Source organism: Marichromatium sp. AB32 (assembly GCF_003718675.1).
GTDB classification, from domain to species: Bacteria; Pseudomonadota; Gammaproteobacteria; order Chromatiales; family Chromatiaceae; genus Marichromatium; species Marichromatium gracile.
The window spans coordinates 47146-57651 of sequence record NZ_RHFJ01000021.1; the positions used below are offsets into that span (position 1 = coordinate 47146).

11 protein-coding genes and 1 pseudogene are annotated in these 10506 nt (G+C 67.6%); 3 read left to right on the top strand and 9 right to left on the bottom strand.

Features of this window, described 5'->3' with window-relative positions:
* Window positions 1–11 precede the first annotated feature (11 nt).
* Window positions 12–284 (bottom strand): hypothetical protein, encoded by a 273-nt coding sequence (locus EBL85_RS17625; RefSeq protein ID WP_123141387.1) that lies wholly within the window; start codon window positions 282–284, stop codon window positions 12–14.
* Window positions 285–720: 436 nt separating this feature from the next.
* Complete coding sequence (locus tag EBL85_RS08505) at window positions 721–1647, bottom strand: LysR substrate-binding domain-containing protein (protein WP_123142681.1); 927 nt, start codon at window positions 1645–1647, stop codon at window positions 721–723.
* 124 nt (window positions 1648–1771) lie between these two features.
* Here EBL85_RS08505 and EBL85_RS08510 point away from each other — a divergent pair, with 124 nt between their 5' ends.
* Window positions 1772–2677: a DsbA family protein gene (locus EBL85_RS08510; RefSeq protein WP_123142682.1), complete on the top strand. Its 906-nt coding sequence runs from the start codon at window positions 1772–1774 to the stop codon at window positions 2675–2677.
* A gap of 99 nt (window positions 2678–2776) precedes the next feature.
* Here the strand turns inward: EBL85_RS08510 and EBL85_RS08515 are convergent, their stop codons facing one another.
* Window positions 2777–3499 (bottom strand): hypothetical protein, encoded by a 723-nt coding sequence (locus tag EBL85_RS08515; protein ID WP_123142683.1) that lies wholly within the window; start codon window positions 3497–3499, stop codon window positions 2777–2779.
* A gap of 13 nt (window positions 3500–3512) precedes the next feature.
* Window positions 3513–4067: a cyclin-dependent kinase inhibitor 3 family protein gene (locus tag EBL85_RS08520; RefSeq protein WP_123142684.1), complete on the bottom strand. Its 555-nt coding sequence runs from the start codon at window positions 4065–4067 to the stop codon at window positions 3513–3515.
* Window positions 4068–4447: 380 nt separating this feature from the next.
* On the opposite strand from EBL85_RS08520, the gene EBL85_RS08525 reads away from it, so the two are divergent.
* Window positions 4448–5413 (top strand): thiamine pyrophosphate-dependent dehydrogenase E1 component subunit alpha, encoded by a 966-nt coding sequence (locus EBL85_RS08525; RefSeq protein WP_123142689.1) that lies wholly within the window; start codon window positions 4448–4450, stop codon window positions 5411–5413.
* A gap of 7 nt (window positions 5414–5420) precedes the next feature.
* Complete coding sequence (locus EBL85_RS08530) at window positions 5421–6404, top strand: alpha-ketoacid dehydrogenase subunit beta (protein ID WP_369964125.1); 984 nt, start codon at window positions 5421–5423, stop codon at window positions 6402–6404.
* Between the two features lie 127 nt (window positions 6405–6531).
* On the opposite strand, the gene EBL85_RS08535 is transcribed toward EBL85_RS08530, so the two are convergent.
* The 5 genes and pseudogenes from EBL85_RS08535 to EBL85_RS17415 all read right to left on the bottom strand — a co-directional run.
* Window positions 6532–6984, bottom strand: coding sequence for a VOC family protein (locus EBL85_RS08535; protein WP_123142685.1), 453 nt, complete (start codon window positions 6982–6984; stop codon window positions 6532–6534).
* A gap of 133 nt (window positions 6985–7117) precedes the next feature.
* Entirely contained in the window at window positions 7118–7324 is a 207-nt protein-coding gene (locus tag EBL85_RS08540) for a hypothetical protein (RefSeq protein ID WP_190287977.1), read from the bottom strand.
* A 61-nt stretch (window positions 7325–7385) separates the two neighbouring features.
* Window positions 7386–9545: a methyl-accepting chemotaxis protein gene (locus EBL85_RS08545; RefSeq protein ID WP_123142686.1), complete on the bottom strand. Its 2160-nt coding sequence runs from the start codon at window positions 9543–9545 to the stop codon at window positions 7386–7388.
* Between the two features lie 328 nt (window positions 9546–9873).
* The gene (locus EBL85_RS08550; RefSeq protein ID WP_123141380.1) at window positions 9874–10299 is read right to left on the bottom strand and encodes a GFA family protein; all 426 of its coding nucleotides are present in this window, start codon (window positions 10297–10299) and stop codon (window positions 9874–9876) included.
* Window positions 10284–10506: pseudogene (locus EBL85_RS17415) on the bottom strand (transposase); the annotation flags it as partial. The gene EBL85_RS08550 and the pseudogene EBL85_RS17415, both read right to left, overlap by 16 nt.

The following is a 10506-nucleotide window of genomic DNA, read 5'->3' on the forward strand; positions in this document are numbered from 1 at the left end:
GAGGGCCGAGTCTACCCCGCCGCCGCTCCCTCAGGGCGTGACTGGGTGCGACATCCTGCAACGCCGCTCCAGCCGTCGGTCCTGGTGGTAGTCGAGCCCGAGGCGCAGCGCGATCTCGGCCGCTCGATGTCCAGGTTCACCGTGACCAGCCGTCCCGCGATCGCCACCCCAGGTAGCGCCGTGAGCGGTTCGAGTGGCGGCCGGTCGGAGAGCGTGCACAGGGCCACCGGCGCCGTGGCATCGCCGACCAGGTAGTCGCCCGGTAGCGGCGGCCAGCCGGGCAGCCTCGATACCGATTGCCGCCGACGTGCTCCCGCGCTGAATCGGTCACGCCCTCACTGGGGTGATGGCGGGCGGTGACGGCTAGGCGGTTGTCGCCATCGGTGCCCCGGGTCATCAGTTGCGCCAGCGCGTGCATGACACTGGATCGGTGGGCAGCCAAACTACGATGCCCAGCACCCAGCACCCAGCACCCAGCACCCAGCACCCAGCACCCAGCACCCAGCACCCAGCACCCAGCACCCAGCACCCAGCACCCAGCACCCAGCACCCAGCCCCCAGCACCCAGCACCCAGCACCCAGCCCCCAGCACCCAGTGGGGAGGATTGGCGCCCATAATGGCGCCAGAGGCTGATGTCTTGCGTCAACGGCGGGAGGAAGCGCGCCCAGTGGCGGCTGATAGCTTTTCCTTCGCGGTTCAATCTCCCCGGCCGGGCGCGTTCAGCCGGTATTGGAGACGGCTCGGAGGCTTGCCGGCAGGTGTTCGATCAAGTAGTCGATCAGGCTGCGCACCGAGGGCAGCATGCCGCGTGGGCTGTGATAGAGCAGATAGATGTGGTGCGTGGTGCCGGTCCACTGTGGCAGGATCTGCATCAGCGTGCCGGCTCGGATCGCCGTGGCGACGACGGGCTCGGGCAACAGCCCGATCCCGAGCCCGCGGCAGACGACCTCTTGCAGCAACCGCATGTCGTTGGTCTCGACGCGCGGGGAGAGTTGGAGCGTCATGCGCTGCCCCTTCGGTCCGGTGAGTCGCCAGCGCGTCTGGCCGTCGGTCGATTCCTCGGAGCGACAGATGACGTCGTGGGCCGATAGTTTCTCTGGTCCCGTGGGTTGTCCTCGCCGTTTGAGATAGACGGGACTGGTGACCAGGATACGGTGCGCGTCGGCCAGCGGCCGGGCCACCAGATCGAGCGCCTCGTCGATGCGGGCGCTTGGGCGCAGCGCCAGGTCGAAGCGTCCGTCGAACAGGTCGACCACGCGATCGGTGGCCTCCACCATCAGGTCAACCTTGGGGTACTCGGTCAGATAGTTCGCGAGGATAGGGGCCAGATAGCTCTCCGCCATCACCTGGGGACAGGTCAAGCGCACGGTGCCGGCGGGCTCGCGGCGCAGGTCGGCGACGCTCTCGTAGGCGCTCCGCGCGCCTTCCACCGCCGCCCGGCAGTGGGCGTAGAACCGTTCTCCGGCCTCGGTCAGCGCGATGCGCCGCGTCGAGCGGTGCAGCAGCCTCGCCCCGAGGCGCGATTCCAGCGCCGCGATCCGTCGGCTCAGTCGGGTCTTCTCGACCCCGGTGGCGCGGGCGGCGGCGGAGAAGCCATGGTGCTCGACCACGGAGGTGAAATAGACCAGGTCGTTGAAGTCGTCCACGGCTGATTGGTGCTCTGGCGCAACAGTCTTTGGCGATCCCGCATCTTATCACCGGCCCGGCACGACAGTACCCTGGCTCCAGCGTCACCCGGCCCCAGGCCGCCCATCCGATGAGGTCCCCCCGATGACAGATCAGCCGCCCCTCGAACTCCTCGCCTTCACCGACCCGGTCTGTACCTGGTGCTGGGGGAGCGAGCCGGTGCTGCGTGCGCTGCGGATCGGTTATGGCGATCAGTTGCGTATCCGCCCGGTGATGGGCGGGCTGGTCGAGGACATCCGTACCTTTTACGACCGCGCCAACGCCATCGGCGGCGACCCCGAACAGGCCAACGCGGCGATCGCCGCGCACTGGCTGGAGGCCTCGGCGCGTCACGGCATGCCGGTACGGAGCGAGGGCTTCCGGCTGTTCGGCGCCGAGACGGTCTCGACCCATCCGCAGAACATCGCCTGCAAGGCCGCCGAGCTGACCGATCCGCGGCTGGCGCCGCGCTATCTGCGTCGTCTCCGCGAGGCATCGGCCGCCGAGGCGCGCGAGACCGGACGGCGTGAGGTGCTGATCGAGCTGGCCGACGAGGTCGGGCTCGATCTCGCGACCTTCATCGGGCGTCTGGAGGACGGCTCCGCCGAGCACGCCTTCCGCGCCGATCTGGCGCTGACCCGTCGAGCCGGGGTGCGCGGCTTCCCGAGCTTCCGGCTCGTCTTCGGCGAGCGCGCGCTGGCGCTGCACGGCTATCAGGGCTTGGCGAACATGCGCGCGGTGATCGAGAGCCTGAGCGAGGGCGCGCTGTGCTGGCGCGCGCCGCGCGGTGGCGCCGAGGGGCTGCTTGAACTCATCCACACCCTTGGGCGGATGGCCCCGGTCGAGTTGGCCACCATCCTCGAGCTGTCCGTACCGGAGCTGGAGCGCCATCTCGCCGTGCTGGAGGGTGCCGGATCGGTCCGGCGCGTGGTTGCGGGCAACGGCTGCTTCTGGGAGGCGGTCGGCGGCGCGGCCGGCTGTGATCCGGCCGCCGGACTCTGCGTCGCCTGACAGGGGGGGATGTGGGGGGCGGGGTGCGGACTGGCCCTGATGCTCGCTGCTGTCTCGACCGGGCCGGTTCGGCTCGCACGGGGTGGTGGTCTGCGCCGGTCAGGCCGTCGGTGTCTGCCGCGCCTCTCTGAACGAGGCCATGGCATCGAGCCGCGCGGCCATGTCCGCCTTGCGTGCGATCAGCTTGTCGGCGAGTTTCTGACTGCCGCCGCCCTCGTCGATGACGGCGCGGATGCGCGCGTCCGGGAGCCGTGTCACCACCGCGATGGCCGCCGCGATGGCCTCGGCCCGCATATCGCCGAAGAGCCTGACGGCGTGCGGGTTGCCGGCGTCATCGCGCAGCACGTCGAGCTCATCCACCCGGGTGCCGAAGGCCTTGCCCTTGGGGTCGCCGTGGGCGCGGAACGACAGTGCGCCGCCGAGGTCGAGCGTCAGCACCCGGTCGTCGACCACGCCCTGGTTGTCGCCGTCGAAGCCGGCGGCGTCCCAGTTGGCCGTCCAGGCGTGCACGCCGAACCAGCGTTGGGCCTGTCTGCGCTCGCGCTCGCTGAGGTGGGCCACGCAGCGCTTGTCGAGTTCGACCCATTCGGTTGCGACCTGATCGGTCCGCGTGGTGCGCACATAGGTCAGGGTCGGCGCCCCGGTCAGCGCGTAGAGGCGGGCTGCGAGCATCTCGTTGCGCGCGTGCATCGGCGACTCCAGCGTCTTGACGTAGTAACGCCGTCCGTCCGCGTCCTGGAAGAGACCCGCGGGGTTGGTGCCCAACTGGCCGCCGATGCGCTGCATGGCGTCGGTGTCCACGGGTGCTCTGGCGGAGATCATCGTGGCTCCTGGCTCAGTCGATGGGTCGGGTGCGGCGCACCAGGGCGAGTTGCGAGGAGGTTTCGATGGCGCCCTTGCGCGCGCCACGAACCTCGCGGATCGCCGTCTCGGGGTCCATGCCCAGCTCGACGAGCAGACGGGCGGCGATCATGCCCGCGCGGCCCAGCCCTCCCCGGCAGTGCACCAGCACGGCCTTGCCATCGCGGAGCCGCTGGCGGATCTCGGGGCCGTGGGTGAGCCACTGGGTCTCGAAGGCCGGGCTCGGCACCGAGTAGTCGGCAATCGGCAGGTGACGCCAGTCGATGCCCCGGCGCCGCACCGCCTCGCCCAGCTCGGGCACCTTGAGCGTCACCAGCTCGGCGGGCTCGACCAGCGTCAGCACCAGGGCCGCGCCCCAGGCGACGATGACGTCGAGATCGGCGGCGAGGTCGCGTCGCCAGGCGCCGGTGTGGGCGAAGGGGTCCTGCTTGCCCGGGCAGAAGGTGATCCCGATCCGGCCGTGCGACGGGCTCGCTCGGACCTCGGCGATCTGCAAGGGATGCGTCTGGCTGGTCCGGGCCGCTGACATAACACCACTCGATGTGGGGTGAAGGATATGGGCATGGGAGTTTAGCAAAGCGTCGGGGCGGACTCCTCCCGCGGTCGCGTGCCGCGATGGCGGCGCTCCCGCTGGGGCGGCGGGCGGCGCGTCCGCTCCTGGTGGAGCGAGCGCACCAGTCATGGGTTGATTGGTGCATCAGTGCAACAGTCCTTGGCGATTCTGCCGTCTTATCAGAGCAGGGGGGGCGGGATAGGCTGATCCCAGGTTCGAGGTCCCCTGGCCGGTCCCTGGCGTGCGGTCGTTGCCGGGGGAGGGCAGGGTCTCGATCCTCGCCATAGGTCCCGGAGATCGGCGCGGGCAACCGGCCGATCCCGTGACAGCGACGAAACGTTTAGAGAGTGTTCCTGATGACCGTTTCCACCCAGCAGAGGCTCGAGATGCTGCGCACCATGCTCTTGGCGCGGCGTTTCGAGGAAACCCTGACCGAGCTGTGCCAGCAGCCCGACAAGATCCACGGCATGATGATCCTGGCGACGGGGCAGGAGGCGGTCGGCTCGGGGGCCTGCGCCGCGCTGTCGCCGGCGGATGTCATCGTCACCAATCATCGCAGTCATCACCACCTGCTCGCTCGCGGCGCCGACCCGAAGGCGCTGATGGCCGAGATCTTCGGTCGGCGCACCGGTTGCAACAAGGGTAAGAGCGGCACGCTGCATCTGGCGGTGCCCGAGGTCAACGCGCTCTGCACCACCACGGTGGTCGGCGGCGGCTTCCCCATCGCCACCGGGCTGGGCTTTGCCCAGCAGTATCGTGGTGACGAGGCGGTGACGCTGTGCTTCTTCGGCGATGGGGCGACCAGCGAGGGCTCCTTCCACGAGGCGCTCAACCTCGCCGGGCTCTGGCGCCTGCCGGTGGTCTTCGTGTGCGAGAACAACCGCTATGCCGCCGCGCAGGGCTATGACGAGCACACCCCGATCGAGTCGCTGGCGACCCGCGCCGATGCCTACGGCATGCCGGGCGAGCAGGTCGACGGCAACGATGCGCCGGCGGTGTTCGAGGCCACCCGGCGCGCCCGCGAGCGCGCTCTGGCCGGCGCGGGACCGACGCTGATCGAGTGCATGACCTACCGCTGGCGCGGTCACGGCGAGGGTGACCCACAGCGCTACCAGCCCGCCGAGGAGATCGCCGCCTGGAAGGCGCGCTGTCCCATCGAGCGGTTGAGCGAGACGCTGCGCGCACACGGCGAGCTGTCCGATGCCGAGCTCGATGACCTGCGCGCGAGCACCGCCGCCGCCGTCGCCGAGGCGGTGCGCTTTGCCGAGGAGAGCCCGTGGCCCGAGCCGCACGAGGCGCTCGACGATGTCTGGGTCGCGTGAGGGGGAGATGACGATGCAAACACTCGGAATGGGCCAGGCGGTCAATCAGGCGCTGCGCGAGGAGATGGCGCGCGATTCACGGATCTTCCTCGCCGGCGAGGGCATCGGGGTCGGTATCCACGACAGCCCGATGATGCCGACCGCGGGGCTGCTCGAGGCCTTCGGTCCCGAGCGGGTGAAGGACACCCCGGTCTCGGAGGCGGCGATCGCCGGGCTCGCGGTCGGTGCCGCCGCCGGTGGGCTGCGCCCGGTGGTGGAGGTGATGTTCAACCCTTTCTTCACCCTGGCCTCGGACATGATCATCAACCACGCCGCCAAGCTGCGCTATCTCTCCGGCGGCAAGACCCGCTTCCCGCTGGTGGTGCGGATCAAGAGCGGGGCCGGTTTCGGCGCCGGCTGCCAGCACTCGCACAACCTCGAGGCCTGGGTCGCACACTGTCCGGGGCTGAAGGTGGTAATGCCGGCCACCCCGGCCGACGCCAAGGGGCTGCTGAAGTCCGCCATCCGCGACGACAACCCGGTCATCTTCATCGAGGACATGGGGCTCTACTTCGCCCCGGACGCGGTGCCGGAGGACGATTACACCATCCCCATCGGCAAGGCCGACATCAAGCGCGCCGGCACCGATGTCACCGTCGTCACCTGGTCGAAGATGCTCGGTGTCGCCATGCAGGCGGCCGAACGGCTGGCCGGCGAGGGCGTCGATGTCGAGGTCGTCGACCTGCGAACCCTGACCCCATTGGACAGCGAGACCATCCTCGCCTCGGTACGCAAGACCGGACGTCTGGTGGTGCTGCACGAAGCGACCCGCACCGGCGGTTTCGCCGGCGAGATCGCCGCCGTGGTCATGGAGCAGGCCTTCGCCGACCTCAAGGCCCCGCTGCGCCGGGTCACCGGCCCGGACATCCCGGTCCCGGCCAGCCCGCCGCTGGAGCAGTTCTACATCCCCGACGCGGGGCAGGTGGTCGCGGCGATCCGCGAGATCGTCTGACCCCGACCCCGGAGGCGCTCCGTCGTCTCAGGGTGTCGTTCGCTCCCGTCTATGGGTGCCCGTATACGCATGCGCCGCGCCGTCGACGACCAAGATCGTCGACGGCGCGGCGCTTCGTCCTGCTGCCTCAGTCCTGCCACTTCTGGATCTCGATGATGTTGCCTTCGGGGTCCTTGGCGTAGACCAGATGGATGGCGCCGAGGCCACCGACATCGCCATGGACGGTCTCGCCGACGGTTGATCCGCCGTGATCGAGCACCTTCTGCAGACAGGCGTCGACATCGTCGACGGCGAAGGCGATGTGGCCGAAGCCGAAGGTGTTGATGGCCTTCCTCGCCTGCGTGTCCTGTTGATCGTATTGGAAGATCTCCAGTGTCGGACCGGTGTCGTCGAAGCCCGGCAGCAGGAGGTGGATCCCCCGTATGTGAACGGAGTCAATGGCCGTCAGGCGGTCGAGCCAGTCGCCCGCCAGATCGCGTTCGGGTGGTTTTGGCGTGCAGCCGAAGACGTTGGTGTAGAAGGTCGCGAGCCGCTTCCAGTCCTGGGCGACGATGTTGGTGTGGCTGAAGGAGATACGCATGTCTCGTCGGCGGCTCCGGTGAGGAATGGCTGGGTTCGTGGGCGGGCGCGTCCATGACGGCCCAAGCCCTGAGCTTTCTTGCCCGGGGCGTCGCTGTCAACAGACGAGAGCGCGATGACGCGCCCTGCGCCGTTCAGGTCCACGGCTCCAGCCGCCAGCCCTCGGCGCCGCCGACCAGGCGCGCGGTCAGGTCCAGCGCGTCCAGAAAGGCGTCGTCGTGGGAGACCACCTCCAGCGCTCCCTGGTAGTCGCGCAACAGCTGCTCCAGCGCGAGCAGCGAGGGCCGGTCGAGATGGTTGCTCGGCTCGTCGAGGGTCGGCAAGTCCGCCGCCGAGAGCATGGCGCCGATCAGCGCGATGCGTATCGACCCGCCGTCGCCGCTGAGGGGCGCCGGCGTGGGTTCAGCGTGTCCGAACCTTGAAGGTCGCGATCAGCTGCTCGAGTTGGGCGGCTTGCTCGGTGAGGGTGTGCGCGGCCATCGAGGACTGTTCTGCGCTGTTGCTGTTGTGATTGATGACCTCGTCGATCTGCGAGATGGCATCGCTCAACTGCTCGACTCCACTGGCCTGTTCGTTGGCCGCGAGTGCGATATCCCCCACCAGAGAGGATGTCTCGGAGGAGCCGGAGACGATCGTCTGCAGGGCGCTGGCGGTCTCATCGGTGAGCTCCAGACCCTTGGTGGTGCGAGTCGCCGTGCTTTGGATCAGTTGGGCGGTCTGCTGGGCGGCCTCGGCGCTGCGCGCCGCCAGCTGACGCACCTCGTCGGCGACCACCGCGAAGCCGCGACCGTGCTCACCGGCGCGTGCCGCCTCGATGGCCGCGTTCAGGGCGAGCAGGTTGGTTTGGGCTGCGATCTCTTCGATCACCTGGGTAATCTTGGTGATGTCCTGACCCGATTGCTCGATTTGCTGCATCGCAGTGCGCAGCTCTTCCATCAGCCGGTCTCCGTCGCGCGCCGACGCTTCGGCATTCTTCGAGAGGGCGTTTGCGCGCTCCGCCTTGTCGGCGCTTTGACGAATCTGGTCTGCCATCTGGCCGATGGTGGCGCTGATCTGGGTGACAGAGGCGGCCGATTGAGTGGCGCCGCTGGCGAAATCCTGGCTCAGGCCCGATACCGTCTGTGCCTTTTCGGTGATCAGTGAAGCGCCGGATTGTACTTGGGACACCAGGTTGTTGAGGTTATCGACCATACGCTTGAGGGCGATGCCGAGCTGATCCTGCTCGGATGCCAGTGCGACATCCAGGTCAAGGTTGCCGCGCGAGATCTGCTCGGCGAGTTCGGCACGGTCCTGCAGGCTATCGGCCATGGTGTCGAGGCTGCGGGCAAGCTGCCCGATCTCGTCCTGTGAGGTATGGGTAAGACGTTGCGAGAGGTCCCCGGTCTGGATGGCATGAGCGAGCCCCGCTGCGCGGCGGATCGGCCCGGCGATCGAGCGCGCAGCGAACCAAAGCACGGCCATCGCCAGCAGTGCGACCAGGACGCTGACGAGGACCTGCATCAGGGTGCCGCGCTGTCCCTGGGTGGCCATGTCGTCTCGCAGGGCATAGGCCTTGGCAAGGACCAGGCGGGCGTCGACGCTGAGCATGACCGACCAGGTGGTCCCGGTGCGGCCGAGCTTGATCGGGAAGAAGACCTCGATCATCCCGCTCTCATCGTCGACGCGCGCCAGCGCCTTCTCCTGCTTGATGATCTCGAGGCTTTGCTGCCAGCCCTGGGGATCGATCGCCTTGAGGGGCTGTCCGATGTGCTCGGGATGCGCGCTGGCGGCGATCACCAGCCCTTGCTCGCTGACGATGGCGACGTCACCTTCGCCATCGTAGATGTTCTGGGAGATCTGCCGGCTGATGCGCTGGACGAAATCGAGGTCATAGTCGGTGCCGGCCACGCCCTGAAATCGGCCATTGACCATGATCGGTACCGAGAGCGTCGCCAGCCAGACCTGCTTGCCCTGCACGACATAGGGCAGGGGAGCGAGGATACTTTCCCGCCCCGTCCGCTTCGGGTTGATGTACCAGCCGCCCTTCATCACGCCGTTTGGGTGGCGTTCCTCGGAGTCGTACTCGACCAGCGCCTGGACGTCGATCTTGCCGCTGGGGTCGCGTGTCCAGTAGGGGGTGAAGCGGCCGGTCTGATCGTTGTTGCCATCGCCTGTGCCACGGAATGCGGCATCACGACCGTCGATGGTGTTGGGCTCCCAGCAGGAGTAGGTGCCGTTGAATTCGGGGTTTTCCTCCAGAACCTTCAAAAGGATGGCGTTGACGTGACTGCGTTCGAGGTCGAGGTCGGCGCCGGACTGGGCTACGGCGAAGACGTTGGCCATGGTCCTGGCGGTGTCGAGGGCGGTGTCGAACTTGGCCCGAATGTCGCCTGCGTATTTTCCGGCGAGGATTTCGAGTTCTTCGAGTGCCGCTGCCTCGGCCTGGGATTCGACGCGTTCGGAGACGAGGCTCTGGGTGGAGTGGGAAGAGTAGACCCCGTAGCCGACGAGGATACCGGCGGTGGCAAGCAAGCAGAGTCCACCGATGAGTGCGATCTTCTGCTGAATCGATTTGACGACCATCTTCCCTCCATATGCATGGATATATCGGGGGTATCCTGCGTCGACTACCAAGATCTGTGCATGGGTCGGGCGGCGGCGGTTTTCAACGCTTTGTGTTGTTGCTCGCTCCTTGTCGCGCCGACTCGCGGAGGGGCGTATCGGTTGGCAGGGCTGCATGCCTTCCGTGAGCGTCGGGCGCGGTCGAGTCGCTCCAACCAGGGGGGGGTCGTGATCGAAGGCGAGGGCCCGGGATGGCTGAATCGGCGAAGAGTTCTCTGGACAAGGGGGCGGCCCTCGCCAGCACGGAACCCCCTCGCTATGCGCTCAGCGCTCACGCTGAGTGATTGGCTCAACGCGCTGGCGGTCCGCTGAAACGAGGAAGCTCGTCCAGGTTCTGACGGGTCCAAGCCGCCTGGTTCTCCACATAAATCTTCGCGTCCGGGCGTCTGCCGACGACTGAGTCCAGACAGCCTGCTGGTACGACAAGCGGGGCGTCAGGTGTCGATCGTGTCGGCAGTGCCGATCCGCAGTGTATGCAGAAGCTCTTTTCGTGCAGGGTGTTGGGCAACTGGAAGGTCTTGACGTGCGCCTTGCCTTCGATCCAATGAAGCCGCGCGGATTGTGAGAACAGATTGGCGGCGTGAGCCGACCCCGTGTCCTTTTGGCAATACGTGCAATAGCACAGATAGAAGCTGTCGAAATCACCCTCGATCTCGAAGCGGACTCGACCACACAGACATGATCCGTGGTGTCTTCCTTTCATTGAATGCTGCATGCGTGTTGCTCCTGTCGTGGCGGAGAGAAGAGCAACCGGGCTCTTCTCTGACCTCGAAGATAGCGACACTCCCGCCGCGCGGCGAGCGCCGTCAGCCGCTCTGGCGCGCCGATCGCGGCGCCAAACCCCTTGAGCAGGAAACCGGCGTGCTCGACGAAACGCTCCGGCGCGATACCGAGTCGGGAGAGGATGTCGGGCAGATCAGAT

What these genes read in the sequence shown, in the direction of transcription:
- EBL85_RS08510 (WP_123142682.1), top strand. Translation starts at nt 1,772, where the DNA reads ATGACAGATCAGCCGCCCCTCGAACTCCTCGCCTTCACCGACCCGGTC.
- EBL85_RS08515 (WP_123142683.1), bottom strand. Translation starts at nt 3,499, where the DNA reads ATGATCTCCGCCAGAGCACCCGTGGACACCGACGCCATGCAGCGCATC.
- EBL85_RS08520 (WP_123142684.1), bottom strand. Translation starts at nt 4,067, where the DNA reads ATGTCAGCGGCCCGGACCAGCCAGACGCATCCCTTGCAGATCGCCGAG.
- EBL85_RS08525 (WP_123142689.1), top strand. Translation starts at nt 4,448, where the DNA reads ATGACCGTTTCCACCCAGCAGAGGCTCGAGATGCTGCGCACCATGCTC.
- EBL85_RS08530 (WP_369964125.1), top strand. Translation starts at nt 5,421, where the DNA reads ATGACGATGCAAACACTCGGAATGGGCCAGGCGGTCAATCAGGCGCTG.
- EBL85_RS08535 (WP_123142685.1), bottom strand. Translation starts at nt 6,984, where the DNA reads ATGCGTATCTCCTTCAGCCACACCAACATCGTCGCCCAGGACTGGAAG.
- EBL85_RS08540 (WP_190287977.1), bottom strand. Translation starts at nt 7,324, where the DNA reads ATGCTCTCGGCGGCGGACTTGCCGACCCTCGACGAGCCGAGCAACCAT.
- EBL85_RS08545 (WP_123142686.1), bottom strand. Translation starts at nt 9,545, where the DNA reads ATGGTCGTCAAATCGATTCAGCAGAAGATCGCACTCATCGGTGGACTC.
- EBL85_RS08550 (WP_123141380.1), bottom strand. Translation starts at nt 10,299, where the DNA reads ATGCAGCATTCAATGAAAGGAAGACACCACGGATCATGTCTGTGTGGT.